Annotated in this window: 20 protein-coding genes; 10 read left to right on the forward strand and 10 right to left on the reverse strand. The window is 57.0% G+C overall.

What is annotated here, in order from left to right:
* Window positions 1–89 precede the first annotated feature (89 nt).
* Window positions 90–2,000 carry an ABC-F family ATP-binding cassette domain-containing protein gene (locus tag ACYVGU_RS09810; protein WP_460621894.1) on the reverse strand — a complete coding sequence of 637 codons (1,911 nt, stop codon included), beginning with the start codon at window positions 1,998–2,000 and terminating at the stop codon, window positions 90–92.
* A 752-nt stretch (window positions 2,001–2,752) separates the two neighbouring features.
* Here ACYVGU_RS09810 and ACYVGU_RS09815 point away from each other — a divergent pair.
* Both ACYVGU_RS09815 and ACYVGU_RS09820 read left to right on the forward strand, forming a co-directional pair.
* Complete coding sequence (locus ACYVGU_RS09815) at window positions 2,753–3,298, forward strand: hypothetical protein (protein WP_460614652.1); 546 nt, start codon at window positions 2,753–2,755, stop codon at window positions 3,296–3,298.
* Between the two features lie 101 nt (window positions 3,299–3,399).
* Window positions 3,400–3,642 (forward strand): hypothetical protein, encoded by a 243-nt coding sequence (locus tag ACYVGU_RS09820; protein WP_460614653.1) that lies wholly within the window; start codon window positions 3,400–3,402, stop codon window positions 3,640–3,642.
* A gap of 176 nt (window positions 3,643–3,818) precedes the next feature.
* On the opposite strand, the gene ACYVGU_RS09825 is transcribed toward ACYVGU_RS09820, so the two are convergent.
* Window positions 3,819–5,447, reverse strand: a complete 1,629-nt coding sequence (locus ACYVGU_RS09825) for an amidase (protein WP_460621895.1) — start codon at window positions 5,445–5,447, stop codon at window positions 3,819–3,821.
* A 325-nt stretch (window positions 5,448–5,772) separates the two neighbouring features.
* Here ACYVGU_RS09825 and ACYVGU_RS09830 point away from each other — a divergent pair, with 325 nt between their 5' ends.
* A complete protein-coding gene (locus ACYVGU_RS09830; RefSeq protein WP_460614655.1) occupies window positions 5,773–6,177 on the forward strand; it encodes a hypothetical protein in 405 nt (134 codons plus the stop codon).
* 125 nt (window positions 6,178–6,302) lie between these two features.
* On the opposite strand, the gene ACYVGU_RS09835 is transcribed toward ACYVGU_RS09830, so the two are convergent.
* Complete coding sequence (locus tag ACYVGU_RS09835; protein ID WP_460621896.1) at window positions 6,303–8,459, reverse strand: AsmA family protein; 2,157 nt, start codon at window positions 8,457–8,459, stop codon at window positions 6,303–6,305.
* 316 nt (window positions 8,460–8,775) lie between these two features.
* Window positions 8,776–9,000, reverse strand: a complete 225-nt coding sequence (locus tag ACYVGU_RS09840; protein WP_460614657.1) for a KGG domain-containing protein — start codon at window positions 8,998–9,000, stop codon at window positions 8,776–8,778.
* Between the two features lie 646 nt (window positions 9,001–9,646).
* Here ACYVGU_RS09840 and ACYVGU_RS09845 point away from each other — a divergent pair.
* The 4 genes from ACYVGU_RS09845 to ACYVGU_RS09860 all read left to right on the forward strand — a co-directional run bounded on the left by ACYVGU_RS09845 (window position 9,647) and on the right by ACYVGU_RS09860 (window position 12,884).
* Window positions 9,647–10,225, forward strand: a complete 579-nt coding sequence (locus ACYVGU_RS09845) for a 2'-5' RNA ligase family protein (RefSeq protein WP_460614658.1) — start codon at window positions 9,647–9,649, stop codon at window positions 10,223–10,225.
* 150 nt (window positions 10,226–10,375) lie between these two features.
* Window positions 10,376–10,846: a hypothetical protein gene (locus ACYVGU_RS09850; RefSeq protein WP_460621897.1), complete on the forward strand. Its 471-nt coding sequence runs from the start codon at window positions 10,376–10,378 to the stop codon at window positions 10,844–10,846.
* 151 nt (window positions 10,847–10,997) lie between these two features.
* Window positions 10,998–11,459, forward strand: coding sequence for a hypothetical protein (locus tag ACYVGU_RS09855; protein WP_460621898.1), 462 nt, complete (start codon window positions 10,998–11,000; stop codon window positions 11,457–11,459).
* A 360-nt stretch (window positions 11,460–11,819) separates the two neighbouring features.
* Window positions 11,820–12,884: an N-acetylmuramoyl-L-alanine amidase family protein gene (locus ACYVGU_RS09860; protein WP_460621899.1), complete on the forward strand. Its 1,065-nt coding sequence runs from the start codon at window positions 11,820–11,822 to the stop codon at window positions 12,882–12,884.
* Window positions 12,885–13,046: 162 nt separating this feature from the next.
* On the opposite strand, the gene ACYVGU_RS09865 is transcribed toward ACYVGU_RS09860, so the two are convergent.
* Window positions 13,047–13,379 carry a hypothetical protein gene (locus tag ACYVGU_RS09865; protein WP_460621900.1) on the reverse strand — a complete coding sequence of 111 codons (333 nt, stop codon included), beginning with the start codon at window positions 13,377–13,379 and terminating at the stop codon, window positions 13,047–13,049.
* Between the two features lie 178 nt (window positions 13,380–13,557).
* Here ACYVGU_RS09865 and ACYVGU_RS09870 point away from each other — a divergent pair, with 178 nt between their 5' ends.
* From ACYVGU_RS09870 to ACYVGU_RS09880, 3 genes are all read left to right on the forward strand, one after another.
* Entirely contained in the window at window positions 13,558–14,868 is a 1,311-nt protein-coding gene (locus tag ACYVGU_RS09870) for a PLP-dependent aminotransferase family protein (protein WP_460621901.1), read from the forward strand.
* A 32-nt stretch (window positions 14,869–14,900) separates the two neighbouring features.
* Window positions 14,901–15,473 (forward strand): hypothetical protein, encoded by a 573-nt coding sequence (locus ACYVGU_RS09875; protein WP_460621902.1) that lies wholly within the window; start codon window positions 14,901–14,903, stop codon window positions 15,471–15,473.
* 146 nt (window positions 15,474–15,619) lie between these two features.
* Entirely contained in the window at window positions 15,620–16,444 is an 825-nt protein-coding gene (locus tag ACYVGU_RS09880) for a DUF3667 domain-containing protein (protein ID WP_460621903.1), read from the forward strand.
* 102 nt (window positions 16,445–16,546) lie between these two features.
* On the opposite strand, the gene ACYVGU_RS09885 is transcribed toward ACYVGU_RS09880, so the two are convergent.
* The 5 genes from ACYVGU_RS09885 to ACYVGU_RS09905 form a co-directional block, all read right to left on the reverse strand.
* Entirely contained in the window at window positions 16,547–17,518 is a 972-nt protein-coding gene (locus tag ACYVGU_RS09885) for a deoxyhypusine synthase family protein (RefSeq protein ID WP_460614666.1), read from the reverse strand.
* Between the two features lie 151 nt (window positions 17,519–17,669).
* The gene (locus ACYVGU_RS09890) at window positions 17,670–18,185 is read right to left on the reverse strand and encodes an STM3941 family protein (RefSeq protein WP_460621904.1); all 516 of its coding nucleotides are present in this window, start codon (window positions 18,183–18,185) and stop codon (window positions 17,670–17,672) included.
* Window positions 18,186–18,199: 14 nt separating this feature from the next.
* Window positions 18,200–18,736: an ATP-dependent protease subunit HslV gene (hslV, locus tag ACYVGU_RS09895; RefSeq protein ID WP_460614668.1), complete on the reverse strand. Its 537-nt coding sequence runs from the start codon at window positions 18,734–18,736 to the stop codon at window positions 18,200–18,202.
* Window positions 18,737–18,845: 109 nt separating this feature from the next.
* Window positions 18,846–21,179 carry a S9 family peptidase gene (locus tag ACYVGU_RS09900; protein WP_460621905.1) on the reverse strand — a complete coding sequence of 778 codons (2,334 nt, stop codon included), beginning with the start codon at window positions 21,177–21,179 and terminating at the stop codon, window positions 18,846–18,848.
* 183 nt (window positions 21,180–21,362) lie between these two features.
* Window positions 21,363–23,939 (reverse strand): TonB-dependent receptor, encoded by a 2,577-nt coding sequence (locus ACYVGU_RS09905; RefSeq protein ID WP_460621906.1) that lies wholly within the window; start codon window positions 23,937–23,939, stop codon window positions 21,363–21,365.
* Window positions 23,940–24,035 lie beyond the last annotated feature (96 nt).

Genomic DNA, 24,035 nt, shown 5'->3' on the forward strand with positions numbered 1-24,035 from the left:
GAATCTTTTTTTGTTGGACGCCTTCGTAGAAAAAGAAAAGCCCCGCTTGAAGCTTTATCAAGCGGGGCTTTTCTATACAATGCGGTCTATTACATCTCGGCCAGCATTTCCCAACGGTCATTCAGCTGGGCTAGCTCCTTTTTCACCTGCTCGAACTTGAGCGTAGCGTCCTTGAGCTGGGAGGCGTTTTGGTAAATCTGCGGGTCGGCGAGCTGGGCTTCGTATTGGGCTAGCTCCTTTTCCCGCTCGTCAATCTTCTTTTCTACCTCAGCCAGCTCTTTTAGGGCTTTCTTCTGGTCGGGAGAAGGAGTTTTGGCCGGGCTGGCATCCACTTTCTTTTCCTCTTTGGGTAGGGGCTTTGGAGCCGAGGGCGAGGGTAGTCCGGCCTTTTTGGCGGCCTTCTCGCGGTCTTCCTGCCACTGCTCGTACTCGTTGTAGGTGCCGGGGTACTCCTTTAGCTGGTAATCCTCGATGTACCAGATCTTGTTGGCCACGTTTTCCACAAAGAAACGGTCGTGACTAATCACGATGTAGGTACCCTGGTACTGCTCCAGCGCCTGAATCAGGATGTTCACCGACTGCATGTCCAAGTGGTTGGTCGGTTCGTCGAGGAGCAGGAAGTTGGCTTCCGAAATCAGGGTTTTGGCCAGCGCCACGCGGCTTTTCTCGCCGCCACTTAGCACCTTGATTTTTTTGTACACCTCGTCGCCGGTGAACAGGAAGGAACCTAGCACCGAGCGCAGTTCCATTTCGGAGCGCTTCGAGCCGGCTTCTACCATTTCCTGCAGAATCTCGTTTTCGATGCGCAGGCTTTCCAGCTGGTGCTGGGCGTAGAACGACATAATGACGTTGTGGCCTAACTGGTGGTTGCCAGTGCTAGGTGCCTCCGAACCCGCAACCAAGCGCATCAGCGTCGATTTGCCTTTACCGTTGGCCCCAATCAGCGCGATTTTGTCGCCGCGCTCAATGTGCACGTGCGTATCGCGGAAGATGATTTTCTCGCCGTACTTCTTGCCCACGTGCTCCATGCGCAAGATATGGCGGCCGGGCGTCACGGTGAAGTTGAACTTAATATTCACCCTTGCATCGGCCTGCGCGACATCGTCTATGCGCTCCAGCTTATCCAGCATTTTCACGCGGCTCTGGGCCTGCTTGGCTTTGCTGGCCTTGGCCTTAAAGCGCTCAATAAACCGCTCGGCCTGCTTAATCTGGGCCTGCTGGTTTTCGAAAGCGCCTTTCTGGATGGCGTTGCGCTCCTCTTTCTCTTCGAGGTAGAACGAATAGTTACCCGCGTACGGTACCAGCTTGCCGCCCGTTACCTCCACGGTAGTGTTAGTGGTGCGGTCCAGGAATTCCCGGTCGTGCGATACGATGATAACGGCACCTTCATAGCCCGCCAGGTAGTTTTCAATCCACTTAATGGAGGGCAAGTCCAAGTGGTTGGTTGGTTCGTCGAGGAGCAGCAACGAGGGTTGCTGCAGCAGAATTTTGGCCAGCATTACGCGCATGCGCCAGCCACCCGAGAATAGTTTCAGGGGGCGCTGCAGCTCCTCAGTGGTAAAGCCAAGGCCCTCTAAAATCTCTTCGGCGCGGGCTTGCATGGTGTAGCCACCTAGCGCCTCGAAGCGCTCCTGTAGGTTCGCCAGCTTTTCTACCAGATCATCGGTGTAGTTGGTTTCGAACTCCAGCAGCACCTCGTCAATCTTCTTCTGAACATCCAGCGCCTCGGCAAATGCTTGCATGGCTACCACCAGAATCGACTCGTGCGAGTCGTAAGAAAGCAAATCCTGGTTCAGAAAACCCAGACTCACGTCTTTGCTCATCGAGATGCTGCCGCCGTCGGGCTTGTACTCGCCCACTAGAATGCGCAGCAGCGTCGATTTGCCCCGACCGTTGAGCCCGATGAGGCCAATCTTATCCTTGGGCTTGATATGGAGGCTGGCCTTGTCGTACAGGGTACGCGAGCCGAAATGAAAGTCGAGGTCGGTAATGGAAATCATCCTACTTTGCGGGCTATGAAGCCGCAAAGGTACGGGTTCTGCAGGATGAGTTTTACTTGTCCGGTTACAAAGGTTGAATAGCCTGCCGGTTGCGTGTCACTGATGGTTCTTTTATCTCTCTATACGCTTTACAAATTATCTAATCTGAGCTACTGAGAGCAGCTTCAGCCTTAGGTTTACTGCTGAGGTTCGATCTGTATATCAGCGCTAATGCATTCGTGTAAAAGCTCAGTTCCTATATGCTAACTCAGAAATCCTACGATGACCTCGAATGTCATTTAGCCGGCGCTTTATCAGCCGTTGCGGGCCGTTTCACCTGTGATGGTGTACTGGGTCCGGAATGGCAATCAGACTATCTGCCTGAACACGTTGCCCATAGCAAGCAGATTATAATGCGGGCATGGATTGACGAAGGCTACAGTAAAGGAAACCAGTCGAGGCAGACGTTATACACGCTGGTGCTACATTTGGGAGCTTCGTCGTTGCAGGTTTACCTGCAGGAGCGGGAGCTGACTGGCATTCTTGTCAGAGGCCTGAATCCTGAGTGGGTCAGAATTGATCCTTCCAGTAAACTGGTAGAGGTACGGTTTCCGTGAACGCCCTCCCTTCCTTCGATATAATCCCTAATGGTTGCTCCAGTAGCACAGCTACCAGAGGTACCTGGGCATTGTGCATGCACTTAGCGCTCAGATAGTGGGCTTCCTGCTCCTTTTCGTCACAAACCACCTTGCCACCGCCTCGTACACTCCTGCATGAATCGCTCTTTACTACCCTTTGCCTTTTTGTTAACCCTAGTAACTGCTTGCCGCTCGGCGGAGAGTGAAACCTCCGTAGCCGAGTCCCGCGACAACGTACCGGCCGAATTGGCTGGTGAGCAGTCAACGACTGAGAAAGTAGGCAACACCGGGCGGGGCCATGCCTACGTGCGACGCTTCTATGAGCAAAAGGGGCGTTATTACGCTGAGGTCGATTATGTGCAATTTCTGAAAGGGGCCGATGCAGTAGCGGCCGCCCAGCGACGTGGCGATGCGATGGAGGAGGTGCAAAATGGCGACACGGTATACTCCGTGCCCAACGACTATTACATCGTCAACGACGACAAGAAAGTGCGCACGCTACCTCTGCGCACCGGGGCAACCTTCCGGTTCTGGCAGCACGGTGGCACCCAACTGGCCCAACGGCCCTTGTCGCCGGAGCAGGTGCTGGCTACACCGCCGCCCTCGCTCACGTATGCCCCTTTTATGGTGGAGACCAAGCAAGGAGAAATTATCAGCCTGACAGAGCAATTTGTGCCCTAATAAACGGCCATGCCCACAGTTTTTGCGACAAAAACGTGGCTTAAACAGTCGGCGCTGTCGTACAAGAGAGCAACTGTTTCACTTTACTACCTCCTTTTGTTATGGCAACTACCCCTCCCTCCGCTACCCCCGATGATACCGATGACCGCACTGCTCAGGCCGCCAAAGGGCAGCAATCTGGCAGCGCAGTAGGCCAGTCCTCGGGGCGGCCAAGCTATGGCAGCGGCGGCTACGAGCTGAACCTAGATGCGGAAGAAGGCGCAGAAGGTGGCTCTGGTAGCGCTGGCTCTTCCAACGAGCGCACCAGCCGCGAACAACCCAACGAGGATGAATCTGGCAAGTAGCCGTAGATTTATGTAGTAGGCTTCGGCTACAACCAGCTCCTAGCAATCAGCCCCGGCACCTGGCTAAGATAATCTTAGCCAGGTGCCGGGGCTGATTGTTTTAGGTTGCGTGCAGAGCCAGCAGTTTATAGCTGCTATACATGCCATGAATTGCTAGGCCTTACTCCTGCTTTAAGCTAGCCAACAAAGGGCGGCTTGAACGTGGGGGCCGACCGCTTTTTGGAGGCTTGCTCGTAGGCGTAAGCTAGTGCCAGCAACGGCCCTTCCTGATAGGCACCGCCCACAAACGATAAACCCACCGGCAACCCATGCACCAAGCCCATCGGCACCGTGATGTGCGGGTAGCCAGCCATGGCGGCCGGTGAAGAGAACCCCGGCCCACCGCCCGAGTCGCCGTTTATCAGATCAATGCAGCGGGCTGGAGCGTTGGTGATGGCTACCAATCCGTCGAGCTTGTTTTCGCGCATGACGGTATCAATGGCGGTGCGGGCTCCCTGATGCGACTTGCGCAGGGCCGCCTGGTATTTGGCGCTTTGCAGGCCTTCTAGCTTATCGGAGCTTTCCAGAATTTCCTGCTGGAAGAAGGGCATGGCCTTAGGCTTGTTCTCGGTGTTGAAGCGAATAACGTCGGTGAGGGTTTTCACGGGAGCACCAGCCGTAGCCAGGTACTTGTTCACACCATCCTTAAACTCATAGAGCAACACATCGTACTCGGCTTCGCCCAAGGGGTCGGTGAGTTTTTCTACTTCTACTTCCACAACGGTAGCCCCCTGGGCTTTCAGCAGCTCCACGGCGGCCAGCAAAAGCGGAATAGCATCAGAGCCTCCTTTCAAGTGGCCTTTCTCTACGCCTAGCCGCTTGCCTTTCAGGGCATTGGCATCCAGAAATTTCGTGTAGTCGGGCTGAATTTTGCCAGTACTTTCCTTGGTAACCGCGTCGGTGGGGTCTTCGCCGGCCAAGGCACCTAGCAAAATGGCAGCATCCCGGACGGTACGCGTCATGGGGCCGGCCGTGTCCTGGGTGGCTGATATCGGGATGATGCCGGTGCGGCTCCAAAGGCCCACAGTAGGCTTAACGCCCACCAGCCCGCTGCACGAGGCCGGTGACACAATAGAACCGTCGGTTTCGGTGCCGATGGCAATGGCGCACAGGTTGGCAGCAGCGGCCGCACCCGAGCCGGCGCTGCTGCCGCTTGGGGTGCGATCGAGGATGTACGGGTTTTTGGTTTGACCGCCGCGGCTACTCCAGCCGCTGGTAGAGCGCGTAGAGCGGAAATTTGCCCACTCGCTCAGGTTGGTTTTGCCAAGCAGCACGGCGCCGGCTTCACGCAGCTTCTTGATGATAAAGGCGTCTTGCTGGGCTTTGTGTCCGGCCAGGGCTAGCGAGCCCGCCGTGGTTTGCATCTTGTCGGCGGTATCGATATTGTCTTTTACCAGCACCGGAATGCCGTGCAGTGGGCCCCGCACTTTGCCGTTTTTACGCTCCTCGTCCAGTTTATCGGCCAGGGCTAAGGCATCGGGGTTGGTTTCCAGCACCGAGTTCAGCTTGGGACCGGCTTTGTCGATGGCCTCAATGCGCTGCAGGTACAGCTCCGTGATGCGGCGCGAGGTAAGCTGCCCGCTCTTCATCTTTTCTTGCAGAGCCGCCACGGTAGTTTCGTCTAGCTCGAAGGCTTCCGGAGCTGCGGCATTTGTACCGCTTTCGGCGGTTTTGGGTTCCGAGCCGGAGGAGCAGGCCGGCAGGGAAAGGGTTGATAGCGCGAGGCCGGCTAAAGAGCCGTTGCGCAGAAAAATTCGGCGGTTCATACAAAATCAGATTTAGGCCTTCAAGATAGACCGGAAACCGACGCAACGTATGCGCGCTGGCTGCAAATCTGTGGGGAGCTCCACCGTAATAATTCGGGTGTTAACACGTCCGACTCAGCCACTACCTACGTAAACCCATGTAAATACACAGCAGCCTGTTCTTTGCTTCAGTTTACTGCCCTTACCTAGCTGTAGGAGCAGCTTTACTGGCGCGGGTCAGGCATTTTCTGGGTACATACACTTGCTCAGGAAATAGCACCTAGTATTCTGGCGCTTGGCAGTGTGGTTACCCGTTGCAATATGACCTGTCTCTACACGCCTTGGTATGCAGCAGCATCTTATCCTGGACACGCCGGAAATTGTTATCAGCTACGATTACAGCAACCAATGGCTGCATGCTAATTGGCGGGGCCACCATACCCAGGAAAGCGCCCGTACTGCCTGCCAGCACATGCTGGAGGCGCTAAGCCAGTGGCCCACGGCCAAAATCCTGAATGACAATACCAACGTGACCACGGCGGACATGCAGCTTACTGGCTGGGGCCTGAGCTGGCTGCTGGATATGCACACGGCCGGCCTGCGCTTTGCAGCCTGGGTATATGCCCCCGATTTTAAGGGCCGGAAAAACTCGGAGGAGATGCTGAAATACGTGGAGAAACCGGTTATTGCCACCTTCACTGATATGGCCGCCGCAACCCAATGGCTTCGGCAGCAAAGAGCCACAGAATAGGTTCTGGCGGAACATCACTAGCCCCGCACTACCGTTAAACCCTGAGGCATGCCAGGCCACTGCATGGTAGGCTACTCGATGCGTAAGAGGGTCCCATTCCTTTTCAGATTCAGATAACAGCTTGGCTATTCGCTTTCGCTGAGCTTTTTGGCCAGGCGAGCCGGTACGCCGGCGCTGTTCAGCAAGCCGCTCACTAACCCTTGGCGCCACAGCGAAAACACGGAATAGCGGAGTTCCCGGCTCGAACTGATTTTGCCGGTTTCCAGCGGCTGGCCGGGTTTACGGGGGTTGTTGTCGCGGATGAAGATGCCATTGACGGCAGACGTTCCGATGCGGTGCAGCACGCCGGGCCGCTCCTGGTCGTTGAGCAGCTGTAGCTTCAGGTTGCTGTATTCGCTCCACATGGTTCCGGTGGCACTGTGCCGGTCCAGCGCCATCTGAAACCGGATGCTGCGGATATCGCCGCTGCGGAATGCCAGGCCGCGCGTGTTCACGGTCATGGAGTTGAGGATGGTAAGTGAGGTAGCCCCAAATGCGCCCGAGAAAGTGTGCCGGCCGGCAGCATCGAGCAGGTTTGCCCTGAGCGCGACCCTAGCAAATCCGGCGTTCTGCACCCAGCCCGTTGCCTCCCCGGTCAGGGGCCGCGTTGCACTCATGCGCTGGGGGTTGTTGGTGATGTTACGCAGCGTGATGCCCAGGCGGTTCAGGCTCATTACCCCCAGTTTAGGATCGCGCGGTGCCCGGTACAGCATCGTGATGGTAGCCCCTTCTACGCGCAGCTTCTCTACCCCAAAGCGGAACGGCAGCTGCCCCAGCTTTTCAGGCGTGGCAATGGATGGTTTGGGGTTTATCGGAAAGCGGCCATCAGAACGGGTGCTCACGCTGGGGCGCCGCAACGTGAGGGTCTGTACATGGAATTCCTGCTGGTTGGCGGCCGCCGGATAATCGAATCCTGTCAGCAGCAACTCCGGAATCTTTACCGAGACGTGGGCACTTTGGTGGCCTTTGCTGCGGGCCAGCGCCTCTACGGGCATAGTTGGCACTACTAGGGTATTGGTGAGGCGCAACTGCCCCGCCCGGGTATCGGCGGTTAGCTTTTGCCACGACAAATGGTAGTATGGCGCATCGAGGGTAGCCGTGGCGCGCCCCGTCCGGACCAACCACCGCTGCGCGTAATACATACTCGACGGCTGGCGCTGGTGCGGGAGCACGCGCATATCCGAGGCGCTTACTTCAATATCGGCTACAGATGGGGCCAGTTCCAGCCCGGCCACGCGCAACTGCCCTTTCTCAACCACCAACTGCTTGAGGCGGCATTCAGTGAGGTAGTTGGCCAGCAGCTCATGCAGGCTGGGCGGTTTCTGAGAAGGCAACGTAAGTGCCAGCCGGGGCCGACTGAGGCGCAAGGTATCGGCCCGAAAGTGCTGGCGTGCAAGTTGCGCGGCATCAAGCCCAGTGAGCACCACCTGCGGCAGCGCCAAACTGATGCGCGCCGCTCGGGTACGCGTGGCTGTAATGCCTTGCTCAGGATGTACGGCCACTGCCGCAAGCCGCAAACGGCTAGAATCTGAGGAGAAACTAGCCTTGCCAAGCGTTACCTTATGGTCCGGCATGCGCAGCACGGCTCCCTGCAGTTGGGCTGCTAGGCCGGCCGCGTAGCTAATCCGGCTGGAGTCGGCGCTGCCTTCTGCACTCAGCCATAGGTCGCGCACCTGAAGGGCACTTTCTCCTAGTTGTACCTGCGGCTGGGCACTGGCGCCGTAGCTGACCCACACGTGGCGCGCCTGCACCTGCTTAATTCGCAGGCCTTCCAGGGGGAGCTGCTGGTGCAACGGCGCCTTACTTCCTCCTGCCGGCAGCCCCGACAAGCGCAAGGCCACTGAATCGAGCACGACGCTATCAATGGGCACTTGCTTTCCCCGCAGCAGCGCCAGCAACCCAACACTACCTACCTCTAGGCGGCCAACCGCCAGCCGAAGCCGGGGCATACGGGCCGAATCGGGGGTGGTGCCGACGGTGCGTATCTGTATGTGACGAAGCCGTATGGTTTGTTGCCAGAGGCTAGTGCGCAACTCGCCAATGCGCAAGTGGTAGCTGCCCTGGCTGCGTTTGGCTACCTGCTTCTCCAGTGTGCTGCGCAGCCAAGGGTCTAGGAAAAACGTGAGGCCCACAACTACCGCCACTACTAGCACGCCCAACCCCAGCAACAGCCAGCGCCCCCAGTGTTTCTGGGCCGTAGGAGAAGCTGAAACCGGAGTTGAGGCAAGCGGGGCTGGTGTCACGAAACAGGGTTACGGAGTTGGCTTTCAGAAAGATTAAATCCTGCTTCATTTTCTGCGTGATGCGAACCTGAAGCTTACATTAGCCAGCGCCGCAGCACTAGGCCCTGAACACACAAACGCCCCACCATGTTTTGGCGGGGCGTTTGTGCGGGTACCTGCTGCCATAGGGGCAAGAAAACGTCCGCACACGGTGCGGAGGCTTTTTCAGGCAATGGCGGTACTATGTACTAAGTGAGATTGGGGACATGTGTACACGTAACTTACTACCCTTCCAGAGAAGCCAAACTCTCGGCTCCTCTACGTAGGGGAGGTGCTGCTAGGCTCCGGCTTGGCTGGTGCGGGTGCGGCTGGCCTGGCCACCTTTGCGGCCGGCTGCGCGGGCCTCCTCAGACGTGAAGCGGTGACCACGGCCACTCTCGTGCGAGGCCCGGCCGCCTTCGCTGGCAATGCGGCGCTGCGTGGCGGGGTCCATGGCAGCAAAGCCACGAGGACGCTTGGTTACAGTTGGCTCGGCTGGGTTGGTTGTGCGGGTGTTAGCCATGATAGGAGGAATTTGCTGATGAAAAAACAGAGTCTGTTTCTGAGTCTCTTAACGGCACCAGCGTCGGCTAAGGTTTTGTTTCATCGAGCATTTACGAGCTTATAACGAGCAAATACCACTTTATAACGATAGGCTCGTCCGTAGTTACCCGTACTGTTGAGACAAATACGGACGAGTTTCATTGCGCTGACCGCCTTGCTGGGCCTAACTGAGCCTCGGCGACAAAGCCACTGGCAACTCAGGAAGAGCAACCCTGCAACCGGCCGCCATCCGAAACCCAATCCGAGTGATCCACTGCCGCCAGGACGCACGCACACGTTATACCCGGCCACTAGGTGCCAGAATGCACGCTTTATCTTACTTTCAGCACCGAGACCCGTGTTGGCTAACCCTTGCTCATATGGATGCCCTTTCCCCTACCCCTGCACCAGCCCTGAACTGCCGCCATCTGCGAAGGCATCAGCTCTTAGTATGCAGCACCACCTCATGACGCTCCTTTTATGGATGTGTATTCCCTACCGATTTCGGCCCCATGAGCGGTAGCAAGCAACCCGCTTTCAGCCGCCGACAAACACCATTCCTCCGGCAGGCCCAGGCCAGCTGTGAGCAAACGAAACCCTGCCACGCCGTTTCAGTTAAAGAACCGATGCTCGCAATAACTTCGCTGTTGAATCCGCAGAACGCGGAACGAATTAACCGCCTGATTAAGAGTCTGGAAGCTGAGTTTGGCCTTGATGATGTGCAGGCCACGCCCGATCCGCATATTACGTACTGCCTAGCGGGGGTGCGCAAGCTCTCGGCCCTGAAGCAAGTACTGCGCGAAACGGCCCTCACTACTCACCCGTTTGCGGCCTACACCACGGGGCTAGGCGTTTTTCCGGGCGCTAACCCAGTTATTTATATTCCGGTCCTGCGCTCCGATGCGCTGAACCACCTGCACCAGCGCATTCTGCGGGCTACGGCGCCGCTGTGCCTGCGCACCGATAAGTTCAGCGGCCCCGACTGCTGGCTGCCGCACATTTCCCTAGCCCTGCACGACACCACACCCGAACTGCTCGGCCCCGTGATGCAGTACCTGAACCAACACACCTTTAATCTAAAGCTGAGCATCAACAACCTGGCTATACTGCGGGAAGAAGATGGGCTATTTATACCGGAGAAGATCTTCCACTTTGAGGGGCATAAGCGCGAAGCCGTACCTACGCTGTTTGAAACGCAACGCTAGGTACTAGGCAGGCACGCGGGCCAAAGTGCGGCAGGTGTGGGGCCGCCGGTAAAACTTGTGCTGGCAGGAATGGGTTTTGTGGTGCGCGCAGGCTTGTATTTTCCGGCCCGGCTGCGACCTTTACGGCTTCCAACTCACCTTTTCCCCCGTATGACTGCCTACTCCATTGTTCTCGCCCTACACTCTTGGTCGCGTTGGCTTGTGTTGATTTTTGGCCTGATTGCTTTGTTCCAAGCTTTTGGCGGCTGGCAGGGGCGCCGCGCCTGGACCGGGGCTGATAATGGAATGGGAGCCGCTTTTGTGGGCTCTATGCACCTGCAGCTGCTGCTAGGCCTGATTCTGTATTTCGGCCTGAGCCCGGTGGGCCTGAAAGCCTTTGAGTCGGCGGGTGGCGCAGTCATGAAGGACCCCACGGGCCGCTTCTGGGCCGTAGAGCACCTAGTGGGCATGTTGCTGGCTGTAGTAGCCGCGCAGGTCGGCCGCACCCTAAGCAAAAAAGCCACCGATTCAGTACTTAAGCACAAGAAAGCCTTTACCTGGTTTTTAATTGCACTAATCTTAGTTCTGATTATGATTCCATGGGGCATCTGGAACCCGGAACGCCCTCTTTTCCGGGCTTAATCAACTAGCAAGCGGTTATTTTAAGGATTTCGCTTTGTAGAAAAGGCTGTTCAACTGAACAGCCTTTTTTTATTTTTCTCAGATGTGCTCCAACCTATATTCTTATCTTGCCATCGTTCTGTATTCCCACCACCGTCTACACATGCAGGTTATGAAAAAACTTCTTCCCTTTAGCGTATTGATTTTGGCCGCCTGTGAGCAGCCCGTCGCTACTGAAAACGCGCCCCAGGCCCGTCAAACTGCTAACTACGCCGCGCAAAGCGTCGATTCTTACGTGCGTGGCTATGCCAAGTACGAGCAGTGCGTATGGGGCCAGGGCATTTGCGCCGTGGCCGTTACAGAAGCGTCCACTACCAGCACCGGCACCCTGAGTGAGCGCACGCCCCGCGTCCGGCTGCAGCTGCGCGGCAACAAGCTCGACGCCCAGTTCCTGACTCCCTTCGACTCGACCGTGAAAGTGATTACCATTCGCCCCAATGAAGAGTTTTTCATCGCGCAGCCCGAAACTGACGCGCTGGGTGCCAAAGCCATTAAGGTAAAGCAGGGCACCTACCGCGTAGAGCGCGCCTGGGGCGAGCACGGCTGTGTGCGCCTCAACGTGCAGTTGTACTAGCCCTGCGGTTTTACTAAGCCCAAACAGCCTCCACCTCTGCCCGGGGATGGGGGCTGTTTCCTTTTCCCCAGGCTGTGCGGTGTGAACTGCCAAGAGTCATGGCTGAAAACTGAAGGCTATGCAGCGCCGGCTCTAGCTTTATGTTTCGCGCAGGGAAGGCGAGCGAATGACTCTGGCTTTGTGCTTTGAAAAAAAGCCGCCGATATAGCTGTCGGCTTTTTTTGTTCGTATTCTGAAGTTTTAACACCTCCTTTGTACTATATATCAGCCTAAACCAGCCGTGGCCCGGCCTTCGTTTTGGTTGCGAAAGGCGTTTCGGCGCTTTTGCTTCATCTTATTGCACCCTACTTCCACTCTGGTTTGAGAAGATCTGCCCTCTTCGTTCTGTTTTTCCTGATTTCCCTGAGTGCCTTTTGCCAGCGCGGCTACCGCCGGGTGGTGGCCAAGCCAGGCGATGGTGTGCACACGCTGCTGTATCGGTACGGCCTGAACCCAAGGCAGCATATGCGGCAATTTCAGGAGCTGAACCAGGGCCGACTCAGCCGAAACAAGAGCTTGGTAATTGGCCGTACGTACTTGCTTCCTAGGGCCAGTGCTGCTCCAAACCGCGCCAAAACGGCTAAATCATCAACCAAACCAGCCAGCAAAGCCAGCGCCAAAACCACCGCCGCAACCCGCGGCACGGCCATGCCGGTTTCGCAGCTATTCGGGCCCACGTATGGGCGCGTGCAGCCCCGCGACGGGGCCTTGCGGGGCGCGGTGTACTACCTCTCTTCGGGGCACGGTGGCCCTGATCCAGGGGCCATCGGGCAGTATGGCGCCAATAAGCTGGCCGAAGATGAGTACGCCTACGATGTAACCGTACGCCTGGCCCGCGTGCTGATGGAGCACGGTGCCAAGGTGTATGTGATGGTGCAAGACCCCAACGACGGCATTCGGGATGAGGCCGTACTCAAGATGGATTACGATGAGGTGGGCCACCCCAGCCAGCGCATTCCGCTCAGCCAAGTGTACCGCCTGCGGCAGCGCATTGCCGAGGTAAACCGCCTGCATGCCCGCCACAAAGGCGCCTACCAGCGGCTACTGGCCCTGCACGTAGACAGCCGCAGCGCGGGCCAGAACATTGATGTGTTTTTCTATCACCACCCCAAGAATGCCTCGGGCCTGCGACTGGCCAAAAACATTCACAAAGTGTTCACGGAGCGCTACCGCCGGGCTCAGCCCAACCGCCCGTACTCCGGGAATGTATCGGAGCGCGGCACCTTGTTTGAAGTGCGCAACAGTTTGGCGCCGGCCGTATTTATGGAGCTGGGCAACATCCGCAACCAGAAGGACCAGCGCCGATTTGTAGTAGCCGACAACCGCCAGGCCCTGGCCAACTGGATTTACGAAGGCTTGCTGGCCGACTACCGCAACAAGCGGTAAACTCGCGCCCGCCAAGACCTCCGGCTACTAGGCGCACACGTGGTGTAAACCGGTTTGGGCCATGCCGGCGCCTAGTAAATACACCACCTTCCTCCTACTGATTGCAAGTACGTGCCGGGCAAGCACCAAGTATAAACCTGCGGGTTTCCCTTCCTGACGCCCCTAGGGATTCATCAGTAGGAACAACAAGTTGTGGTAGAGGATGCCCTGCTCGCCATCATGGATACCATCAAGTCCCGCGTCTTCCATAAGGGCTTCCACTTCCTCGTAGTCGCGCAGAAAATCCATTTCTACCTCCTCGGAGTCGGGCACCTGGGTGTAGGTGAGGTAGCGACGCTTTTTTTCCAGCGTGATAAACAGCCGCTGGTGCTTGGTTTGGGCGATAAGCAGCGCCTCACAAGGCTGCGTGCTCTGGCCATCGGCTGACCGAATGAGGATGGTTGTTTTTTCGGCGGCGGGCGTGTGCAGCAGGAAGCTGGCGGGGTCGAGGCTCATACAGGGGCTAGGAAAGGGGACGGGGCCGAAAGGTAGCATTCTGCCGCCAGCTGGTGCTGGGTTGGGCTGATTTAGCAGGCCTAGGGTGGTATTTCGGCTAAACCGGTAGCCAGCATAGTCCGGTTAGAAAACCTACCTTCAAGGTCCCAAACTTCCCATCCACCCCACCCTTTTTGTCATGACGAATCCTCAAGACCACGCCTGTATTAACGGGCAGCGCCTCCACCCCGAAAGCCTGATGATGAGCTATGGCTACACGCCCGCCTGGAGCGAAGGAGCCATCAAACCGCCCATTTTCCAGACCTCGACGTTCGTGTTCAAGAACGCTGAAGAAGGGAAAGCCTTCTTTGAGCTGGCCTACGGGCTGCGCCAGGCAAACCCTGATGAGGAAATGGGCCTGATTTACTCCCGCCTCAACAACCCCAGCCTCGAGATTCTGGAGCACCGCCTTACCCTTTGGGATGGCGCCGAGGAAGCCGCCAGCTTCGCCAGTGGCATGGCGGCCATCAGTACCACCCTGCTGGCGCTGCTGCAGCCCGGTGACGTGGTGCTGCACTCCGAGCCCGTATACGGCGGCTCCGACTTTTTCCTGAAAAATGTACTGCGCAAGTTTGGCATTGAGGCCCAGGGGTTTCTGCCCACTGCCACGCCCGAGGAGCTAGCTGCCCAGGCCGCGGCCATTGCGCCCGGCCGCCTCGCCATGATTTTCGTGGAAACGCCTGCCAACCCTACCAACCACCTCGTTGACCTCGAAGCCTGCGCCGCCCTAGCCCGCCAATACAGCACCCCCGACAAGCCCGTACGCCTCGTAGTTGATAACACCTTCCTAGGCCCTGTTTTCCAGCACCCTCTGAAGCACGGCGCCGATGTAGTGCTGTATTCAGCCACCAAGTTCTTGGGCGGCCACTCTGATCTGATTGCCGGGGCTGCCCTCAGCAGCAAGGCCCTGATGAAGGAGATTAAGGCCATGCGCACCTTCATGGGCACTATGTGCGACCCCAACACCGGCTGGATGCTCATGCGCAGCCTCGAAACTCTGAAGCTACGCATGGAGCGCGCCGCTTCCTCGGCCCAGGTTATTGCCGACTGGTTACGCGCGCACCCGCTAGTAGAACGGACTTACTACCTCACGCACCTAGAGCACTGCCCCGTGCAACAGGACATCTACCGCCGCCACTGCCTCTCGCCCGGCTCCATGATTTCGTTTGACATCCGGGGCGGCGAGGCCGAAGCCTTCCGCTTCCTCAACGCCCTGCGCCTCATTAAGCTGGCCGTGAGCCTGGGCGGCACCGAAAGCCTGGCCGAACACCCCGCCACCATGACCCATTCCGACATCACCCCCGCCGACCAGCTTGAAATGGGCATTACCTCCCAGATGGTGCGCCTGAGCATCGGCGTGGAGGACCCGCAAGACCTGATGCTGGACCTAAGCCAGGCCTTTGAAGCCGTGGGGATGCCGAAAGAGGTGCGCTTAGCGGAGCTGGTGTAAGTTCTTTAAAGGTATAAAAGCTAATTCCTTTCGTGAGCAAAAAGCAGAGAATAGAATATCTTCAATCTGCCGTTTTTTCTGGGAATTGGCACGAGGCACAATATGCGTGCAACAGGCTATTTCACTTCGGTGGGCGGTTTAACAAAACAGGCCGTAAAAAATGCCGTCGGTTTCTAATCGGATTGTTAAATCAAGAAAACCCTCAGGCTAGAAATGCAGCTGCTCTGACATTTAGAATCTACCGATTCAATGCCGCAGCAGGTCCATTGTTTCGTGCTGTCCATAAGCCAGAAAACTTTAAATCCAGAGGTACGCTTGTATATGCTCTTGGAAAGCTGAATTGTAGTCATCATCTAGGCGAACTATTCAGTATTCTGTTTGGAGCTGCTGGAAATTGGGAAGTTCAAGTACATGTTTTGAGCATCCTTGATGAACAGACCTTCTCGTTTACCAAAGAAGAACTACAGAAGATAAAAAGCGAATGGTATTCCATTCAAAACGAGTGGAATGAGCTCAATAATATTGACGAGAATAACATTCGTAAAATTGAATTTGACCGAATTTTGATACAAAGTTTCGTCGATGATTATCTGATTTATTTATAAAAAAGCCCGCCGCTGAATCCAGCGGCGGGCTTTTTTGTGCTGCTGGGTTGGCTCCCAACGCATAGGTAGCAGGAACGGGTAGGCATTCGAGAATATATTGTTTTTCAGGTATATTCCCACCTTGTTCTCCTCTACGGTTTGAGCTCATGGAAACCCTAGTACAAGCGGCTAGCCCAACTAATATGCATGCGCAGGCTACCCAGCATTCTTGCCTGAACTGCGGCACCGCGCTGCACGACCAGTTTTGCGCGCACTGCGGGCAGCCCGCCAATACGCACCGCCTGAGCATGGCGCATTGGCTGCACGATATTCCGCACAGCATCTGGCACGTTGATAAAGGACTCCCCTACACACTGGGCCAGATGCTGCGCCGCCCCGGGCCAACACTACGGCGCTACCTGGCGGGCCAGCGGGCGCCCTTCTTCCGGCCCCTCACCTATCTCCTGCTTATCACGGGTCTTATTACCTTTTGCTATGTGGTGTTGCATTTGCGGCCTTACAACACCCACGACCCTAGTATACCGCCAGCCATCCAGGCCATGCAAGAGCGGTTCTTACAGTTCTTCTCGAAGTATCTGAATTGGTTTACCGTGGCCTTGCTCCCGCTCACGGCCCTCGTGGCGCGGCTCTGTTTGCGCCGGGGCGGCTTCAATTACGCTGAGGCCCTAACCATTACAACGTACGTTACTGGCACCTACCACTTCCTCACGCTTCTTACCCTGCCGGTGTTGTACCTGCTCAATGGCACGCGGGCGGGGCAGCAGTTTATGGCCATGATGATGCTCGTTTCCTTTGCCTACCAAACCTGGGCGTACGCTAGCCTGCTCCAAGGCACGAACCTGTCGGGAGCGGGGCGCGTGCTGCGGGGGTTGGCTACTGCTATCGGCTCGTATGCGCTCATTCTGCTATCTGCTATTATGCTGCTAGTGTTCATCAATTGGGATCAGTTTATCGCCCTATCAAAACCCTAGGCACTTGCCAGGCGCAAAGTGCCCCGGCTTGCAACGCAGGTTAACCAAAAAAGCCCGCCGCTGAATCCAGCGGCGGGCTTTTTGATAAGCGGTTTGCGGCAATTACTGACCTAGCACCATGGCAAACACCAGCGGCGCTACAATGGTAGCATCCGACTCGATGATGAACTTAGGCGTGTCTTGGCCCAGCTTGCCCCACGTGATTTTCTCGTTCGGCACAGCACCGGAGTACGAACCGTACGAGGTGGTCGAGTCCGAAATCTGGCAGAAGTAGCCCCACAACGGAACGCTGGTGCGGCCCAGGTCCTGGTGCAGCATGGGCACTACGCAGATCGGGAAGTCGCCGGCAATACCGCCGCCAATCTGGAAGAAGCCTACTTTGCTTTCCTCGGTAGCCTGCTGGGTGTACCACTCGGCGAGGTAAATCATGTACTCGATGCCGGTACGCACGGTGTGTACATTCTTAATATCGCCCGAAATAACGTGGCCCGCGAAGATGTTGCCCAGCGTAGAGTCTTCCCAACCGGGGCAGATGATCGGCAAGTTTTTCTCAGCGGCAGCCAGCATCCAAGAGTCCTTGGGATCAATCTGGTAGTACTGCTCCAGCTCACCCGACTTCAGGATCTGGTAGAAGAACTCATGAGGGAAATAACGCTCGCCAGCCTTGTCGGCCTGCTCCCAGAACTTCAGTACCGAGTGCTCCAGGCGGCGCATGGCCTCTTCCTCGGGAATGCAGGTGTCGGTTACGCGGTTCATGTGGCGCTCCAGCAGGGCCTGCTCGTCGGCTGCCGTCAGGTCGCGGTAGTTGGGTACCCGCTCGTAGAAATCGTGGGCTACCAGGTTGAAGATATCCTCTTCCAGGTTGGCACCCGTGCAGCTGATGATTTGCACCTTATCCTGGCGGATGAGCTCCGCCAGTTGGATGCCCATTTCGGCGGTGCTCATGGCGCCAGCCAGGGTAATCATCATCTTGCCACCATCGGCCAGGTGCTTGTTGTAGCCTTCGGCGGCATCAATCAGGGCAGCGGCGTTGAAGTGGCGGTAGTGGTGCTTGAGGAAGTTCGTTACGTTCATCGAATCGTGTTTTCTGTACTTGTGGGTGTGCGGTTTACAATCAAATATCAGCCCGGAATCGTTCAATCAGGTTACGCTATATCGAAGATTCTGAATAGCGTACTATCAGGGCTGGGTTGCTCACAAAAAGAGGCCTAGCAAGGCGGTTGAGCTATGAGTTACGTGGGAATTCAGGTGGTTGAAGTTGGGCCGCGGCACTCTGCTTTAGTATATACTCCAGCACCTGCTCGGGGTTAATATCTACCCCACTCAGGTTTACAGATAAGGCAGTGAAACCTAGCCCAGGGTTGAGGTTTGCCAGTTTACGCTTCAGGGGCGGTAAGCGGTTGATATAGGCCTGCTCATTGTGCAGGTGCAGGCAGATAAAGTATTCGTGGTTGATAGACTGCACATATGCGTCCTGAATATCAGCCCACGGAATCATTCCCACGCCTAGGGTTCGGTCCAGAATGCCCTCGTCGGAGATTTGCAGCCGCGGCCGGGTATCAAAAAACTGCCAGGCGCTTACCACCGCGCACATTCCAAAGAAGGCAATGGCGACCAGCCCCATTCCCCACTTGCCGTCAGCAACAATCATCCAAACGCCCATGGTTACAAACGCTAATCCGCCCAACGTGAGGAGAGCGTAGCGCCAGCGCGAGTTGTAGTAGATGAGGTCCTCAGTCATGACGGTGTAGCTGCTTAGCTGGGCTCTTCAATCATCAGGTTGTGGTTGGTATAGATGCAGATGTCAGCGGCAATGTGCAGGGCATCTTCTACCATTTGGCGGGCCGTGAGGTGGGGCGCGTGCTTTTTCAGGGCTAGGGCTGCGGCCTGGGCGTACATGGCACCCGAGCCAATAGCCGCCACGTCGAAGTCGGGCTCCAGCACGTCGCCGGTGCCGGCAATGATGAGCAGCTCGTCTTTGTCGGCTACCACCATCATGGCTTCCAGCTTGCGCAGGTACTGGTCTTTGCGCCACTCTTTGGCCAGCTCAATAGCGGCGCGGCGCAGCTGGCCGTTGTAGCTGCCCAGCTTCTCCTCAAACTTATCGAGCAGCATGAAGGCATCGGCGGTAGAGCCCGCAAAGCCGGTTACTACTTTGCCATCGTGGAGCTTACGCACTTTGCGCACGTTGCTTTTCGCTACGTGCTTGTCCATGGTGGCCTGGCCATCGGCGCCAAGGGCAATTTCGCCGTTGTGGCGCACGCCCAGCACAGTTGTGGAACGGATTTTCATGGCAGAATCAGAAAGAATAAAAACAGTTTTTCGGCGGGGAGGCGCAAAGCTACGGGAATCCAGCGGCAACGCCCAGCGCGCAACGGTACACCGCCACGCGCTGGCCGGCTTACTGCACCGCGTTGCGCGGATCAGTTACGGGTTTCATTTCGTAGTCGTGCGGAGGCTCAGCCCCGGCTAGGTGCTGCACAAAGTAATCCCAGCGGCGGCGCATCATGTAAGGCCCGTAGGCTCCGTAGCCGTGGGCAGCATTCGGGAACACTACTAGGTCGTAGCTGCGGTTAGCCTTGGTAAGCGCCTCTACTACCAGCCAGGTGTTATAGGGCGGCACGTTGTCGTCCATGAGGCCGTGGGCCAGCATCAGCTTGCCTTGGAGGTTTTTGGCGAACGTGGCATTAGCCTGGTTGTCGTAGTTGGTGGTGCCGTCGGGGTTCGTTTTGAGCAGGCCAATGTAGCGCTCGGCCCAGTCGTCCTCGTAGTTGCGGTTTTCGTGGTTGCCCGATTCCGAGATGCCAACTTTAAAGAACTCGGGGTAGCGGAACATAGCGGCGGCCGTGGCGTAGCCTCCACCCGAATGGCCCCAAATGCCGGCGCGTTCTACATCAATGTAGGGGTAGCGCTGGGCTAGTTGGCGCATGCCGGTTATCTGGTCCGACAGCGTATTTTCAGCCATGTTGCCGTAGCAGGCATCGTGGTAGCTCTTGGAGCGCAGAGGGTTGCAGCTACCCTCAATTATTACTACTACAAAGCCTAGCTCCGCCAGGGCCTGATGGTCGGTGCGGGCGGCGCTGAACGACCAGTTGCCCACACCACCGCCCTGCGGGCCGGGGTAGATGTAATTAATAATGGGGTACTTTTTGCCGGGGTCCAGGGTAGTAGGCGTGAACATCAGCCCGTACAGGTTGGTCTGTCCGTCGGCGGCTTTTACTGTGATAGACGTGGGTGCTTTCCAGCCGGTAACAGCGAGGCGGGAAATATCCGTTTTCTCCAGGGTTGAGAGCAGCTTGCCATCAGCAGAGCGCAGCACCGTCTGGCCTGGCTTGTCAGGTTGAGAGTAGGTATCGATGAAGTAGTTACCCGAAGGTGAGAGGGTAACCTGGTGGTTGCCGGGTTCAGGCGTGAGCAGCTTGAGGTTTTTGCCATCCAGCCCAATGCGGTATAAGTGCGTGAAATAGGGGTTGCCCGGTTCCCGGCCATCGGCCAGGAAATACAGCTCCCGCTTCTTCTCATCCACGTGCAGCAGTTGGGTTACCACCCAATTGCCTTTGGTAATCTGACGCTTTACTTTGCCGGTACCGGCATCGTAGAGGTAGAGGTGTCCCCAGTTGTCTCGCTCCGAGTACCAGATGATTTCTTTGCTCTTGGGCAGATAGCGCCAGTTGATTGCGCCCTGGCCCGACTCATACTGCGTGGCTACGGTTTCAGTAAACACGTCGCGCACGGTGCCGGTAGTAGCATCTGCAATGTGGAATTTCTCTTCCTTATGGTCGCGGGAAGTCGAGACGAAGGCCAGTTCCTTGGTATCGGGGCTCCAGTCCACGTCATCGAAGGTGCCGCTGCTGGAAATATCATCGGAGAGCGTGCCCCGGTGCGGGTCAGGGGCCATCTGGAAGCGCACCACTTTCGTGCTGCTTACTTCAATTATTACCCGTTCAATGGTGGCAATGTCTTTATCACCGGGCAGGGGGTATTTCCAACTGTCCAGGCGGGGGTGGCCAATGTTGGTGGTCACGAGGTACATGTCGCCTACCTTGCGCTGGTCTTGGCGGAAGGTGGCAATCTTGCGCGAGTCGGGCGACCAGCGCAGCACCGGTTTGTCGCTATGCGTCCAGCCGGCGTTGTCGGTAGCGTAGCCGTAGTCCTTGGTGCCGTCGGTGGTGAGTTGGGTAAGCTCGTTGGTGCTGGTATTGCGCACCCACAGGTTGTCGTCCTTGATGAAGGCAGCCAGCTTGCCGTCCGGCGATTCTATTTCGTTAGCTGCGTTGGCGCTGGGCTTCTCCGGCGAGGTATCTGGGGCTAGCTGCCCACTTACTACATCGTATTTCCAGGCTTTGCCGGCGGCCGCAAAGGCAATGGATTTCTCATCAGGAGCATACGAAAGGTTGCGGAATGGCAGGCGGTTGGCCTCATAGGTTTTGCCGCTGGCCGAAGACAGCGCAGCGGCTAGCTTGGCTTGGTCGAAGGCTACGGAGCGGGATTTGCGGGCGGGGTCTACCAGCACGAACTCACTACCCCGGGCGGTAAGCACCCGGTACCAGAACCGGTCGTTGGCGAGCCAGTGCGGCTGGCCGGCACTACCGTCTATTAGGGGTTGGGTGTTGTAGCCTAAAAAGCGTTCAGCCCGGGCGTAATCCTGGGCCGTGAGAACGGGCCGCTGTTGGGCCGAGGCAGTGGCCGGAGCCAACCATACCACCGCCGAAAGGACCAGTAGATACTTGTGCATAAAGTTGAGAGAAGGTGGGACAGCCGCCCGATTCCGGCGGGGACGGAAGGTAGCACACATTCTGCTCACTGCACATTGGTAACCGCGCAAACCTGTATAAACGCAGCATGCCGGACGAGCTAGGCCACTACCCCAGCTCATCCGGCATGCTATATCTAGCGTAACGGCTGCTACCCGCAGAAACTAGAAGCGGGCCTGAAGCTTCGCAAAGTAAAACCGCCCGTTGGCACCCATTTGCACAGGGTCCCAGGCGCCGCCGGTTTCCGTGAGCTGCGGATTGAACAACGTGGGGTAGCGGTTGAAGAGGTTAGCGCTGCCTACAATGAACTGCAAATTGTTGGTGATGGCATAGTTCAGCGTCAGGTCCGTTGTGATGCGGCTGTCGTAGTTCATCTCGTCGCCGTTGAAGTCGATGAGCGTAATTTCATCAAAGCGCACAAAGCGCACTAGGGCACCGAAGCGGCCCAACTGGTAATCAAAGGTGAGGTTGATTTTGGAAGGCGGCGCGGAGGCTTTCACAAAGGCTTGCTCCCGCGCGCCAAAGAATTCATCTTCCCGGCCCGTCAGGCGGCCTGAGGTCTGGATCCGATCAATGCGCAACCTGTTGAAGTTGGCAGCCAGCGTGGAGTTCAAACGGCCTGTGCCAAGCGTGAGCGTGTGGTTTAGCACCACATCAAGACCTAGGGAACGTGTGTCGGCGGCATTTGCAAAGAACTGGGCCTGATTTACCCGAAGGGCTTCTAAGTCCGCCCCGATAACGGGGTCCAGATTCCCGTCAGAGTCTCTGGAAGGAAACTGGCTAGTAAGCACCACGCGGTCCTTCACCTTGATATAGTAGCCGTCCAGGGTTAAGCTCAACGTGGAGCCTAGGCGGCTGGTGAGACCAATGTTGGCGCTATTGGAGGTTTCCTGTTTGAGCGCTGGAATGCCTAATTTTTGGGTAACAGGGCTATTGTTGCGGGCCAACAGCACTTCTACCGGCTCGCCATTGATGAAGTTGGTGAAGGTTGAGTTGAAGTTGATTTGGGCCAGAGAAGGCGCCCGGAAACCGGTGCTGTAGGTGCCGCGCAGCGTCAGGAACTCCGTGAGGTTAAAGCGCGTGGAGGCTTTATAATTGAGGGTGCTGCCGAAGTCAGAGTAGTTTTCGTAGCGCAGAGCCGCGGCCAGCAGCCAGCGCTGCGTCACGCTCAGTTCGCCATCTACATACACGCCAAAGTTGTCGCGCTGAGCCTTGATGGCATCGCCAGGCTGGTAGCCGGGGAAACCCTGTGAGCCGCCCGAAAACTCGGGGTTGTAGTTGCGGTACGAGCCTTCTTCGCCGGCAAACAGTGAATACCATTCGCGGCGCCATTCGGCCCCGGCAGCTAGGTTGAAGCCCTGCAGCACCGTTTTATAGTTGCGCGTCAGGCCCAGGTTTACAACGTTCTGTTGCAGCTGAAACCCACCGGCATCAAAGGAAGTGGGAGAGCTAGCGCCCAGGGAGGCATTCAGCGTGTTGCGCACGCCGTACTCAAAGCGGTTAGAGCCGAAGTTGTTGCTCAGGTCCAACTGCCAAGCATCTTCCGTAGCGCCCAAAGCGGTTCGGAAACCGGCTACAGCCGAGGCATCCACAATGTCGCTGGTAATGATGGGGTCGAAGCCGTTGGGGTAGATGGCCGGCACGTTCCGCCTGTCTTCGGGGAAACGAGTCCAGGCGTAGGCGGCGCCTTTGCGCAGGTTGCCGCCGCCAAACACGTAAATGTGGGCTTTGTCGGTGAGCGCAAACTTGGAGTTGATATACGCCGAGGTGTTGCTGACTTCCGGGTCGCCGTATTCGCGGCGAGCCAGGCCATCGGGTGCCGGAACCGCGGCCCGCTGGGTGTGCTCGCGCTTGTTATAGTCGACGGTAGCATTGATGAAGCTTCCCTTCTCGCCGAGACCTAGTCCGTAGTTGAGGTTGGCGTTGAAGTTGCCACCGTCAAACTTCTCATCGTCGCGGCGGTATTTGGCGTCGTAGGCGCCGTAGTTCACGTTGGCAGTCAGCTCCTTTACTGAGCTTTTCAGCACGATGTTGATAACGCCCGCAATGGCATCGGAACCGTACTGGGCCGCCGCTCCATCGCGCAGAATCTCAATGCGCTCTATGCTGGCGGCAGGTATCACGTTCAGGTCGGTGCCCGTGTTGCCGCGGCCGCGCGTACCAAACAGGTTTACCAGCGCCGACTGATGCTGGCGCTTGCCGTTCACCAGTACTAGGGTCTGATCGGGGCCCAACCCGCGCAGGGTGGCGGGGTCCACGTGGTCGGCGCCATCGGAGCCGGTCTGGCGGTTCGAGTTAAACGACGGGGCTACAAACTGCAGCAGTTGGTTTACATCGAGCTGGCCGGTTTTGGTGGTTACCTCGCGCAAATCAATGATATCCACTGGCGAAGGTGAATCGGTAACGGAGCGGTTCTGGCTGCGTGAGCCCACCACCTGCACTTCCCCAAGGCCCGTGGAAGCATCCGTGAGCCGCACACTTACTTGGCCGCTACCTTCCACTTCCTGCGTGGCATACCCAATAGAGCTGATTTGCAGGCGAGGGCTAGCGGTGCGAGCCCGTAGGGCAAAGCGTCCGTCGTTGCCGGTGGCGGTGCCATTGTTGGTACCTTTTTCCACCACCGTAGCCCCTATTACAGGTTTGCCGGCGGCATCCAGCACTTGTCCCGTAATGGCTTGGCCTTGGGCAAAGGCCGCAGCGCTGGCCAGGCACATAGTCACTGTCAGTAGATTCTGCTTCATATGCATCACATGATTTTAGTAATCAGACAACCAGGCGCTGCCGGCGTAGCACCCTTCGCTGGTAAGTATATATATTTTATAATCAATTTTTAATCT

The organism is Hymenobacter tenuis, assembly GCF_054780495.1.

What these genes read in the sequence shown, in the direction of transcription:
- ACYVGU_RS09810 (WP_460621894.1), bottom strand. Translation starts at nt 2,000, where the DNA reads ATGATTTCCATTACCGACCTCGACTTTCATTTCGGCTCGCGTACCCTG.
- ACYVGU_RS09815 (WP_460614652.1), top strand. Translation starts at nt 2,753, where the DNA reads ATGAATCGCTCTTTACTACCCTTTGCCTTTTTGTTAACCCTAGTAACT.
- ACYVGU_RS09820 (WP_460614653.1), top strand. Translation starts at nt 3,400, where the DNA reads ATGGCAACTACCCCTCCCTCCGCTACCCCCGATGATACCGATGACCGC.
- ACYVGU_RS09825 (WP_460621895.1), bottom strand. Translation starts at nt 5,447, where the DNA reads ATGAACCGCCGAATTTTTCTGCGCAACGGCTCTTTAGCCGGCCTCGCG.
- ACYVGU_RS09830 (WP_460614655.1), top strand. Translation starts at nt 5,773, where the DNA reads ATGCAGCAGCATCTTATCCTGGACACGCCGGAAATTGTTATCAGCTAC.
- ACYVGU_RS09840 (WP_460614657.1), bottom strand. Translation starts at nt 9,000, where the DNA reads ATGGCTAACACCCGCACAACCAACCCAGCCGAGCCAACTGTAACCAAG.
- ACYVGU_RS09845 (WP_460614658.1), top strand. Translation starts at nt 9,647, where the DNA reads ATGCTCGCAATAACTTCGCTGTTGAATCCGCAGAACGCGGAACGAATT.
- ACYVGU_RS09850 (WP_460621897.1), top strand. Translation starts at nt 10,376, where the DNA reads ATGACTGCCTACTCCATTGTTCTCGCCCTACACTCTTGGTCGCGTTGG.
- ACYVGU_RS09855 (WP_460621898.1), top strand. Translation starts at nt 10,998, where the DNA reads ATGAAAAAACTTCTTCCCTTTAGCGTATTGATTTTGGCCGCCTGTGAG.
- ACYVGU_RS09865 (WP_460621900.1), bottom strand. Translation starts at nt 13,379, where the DNA reads ATGAGCCTCGACCCCGCCAGCTTCCTGCTGCACACGCCCGCCGCCGAA.
- ACYVGU_RS09870 (WP_460621901.1), top strand. Translation starts at nt 13,558, where the DNA reads ATGACGAATCCTCAAGACCACGCCTGTATTAACGGGCAGCGCCTCCAC.
- ACYVGU_RS09880 (WP_460621903.1), top strand. Translation starts at nt 15,620, where the DNA reads ATGGAAACCCTAGTACAAGCGGCTAGCCCAACTAATATGCATGCGCAG.
- ACYVGU_RS09885 (WP_460614666.1), bottom strand. Translation starts at nt 17,518, where the DNA reads ATGAACGTAACGAACTTCCTCAAGCACCACTACCGCCACTTCAACGCC.
- ACYVGU_RS09890 (WP_460621904.1), bottom strand. Translation starts at nt 18,185, where the DNA reads ATGACTGAGGACCTCATCTACTACAACTCGCGCTGGCGCTACGCTCTC.
- hslV (WP_460614668.1), bottom strand. Translation starts at nt 18,736, where the DNA reads ATGAAAATCCGTTCCACAACTGTGCTGGGCGTGCGCCACAACGGCGAA.
- ACYVGU_RS09900 (WP_460621905.1), bottom strand. Translation starts at nt 21,179, where the DNA reads ATGCACAAGTATCTACTGGTCCTTTCGGCGGTGGTATGGTTGGCTCCG.
- ACYVGU_RS09905 (WP_460621906.1), bottom strand. Translation starts at nt 23,939, where the DNA reads ATGAAGCAGAATCTACTGACAGTGACTATGTGCCTGGCCAGCGCTGCG.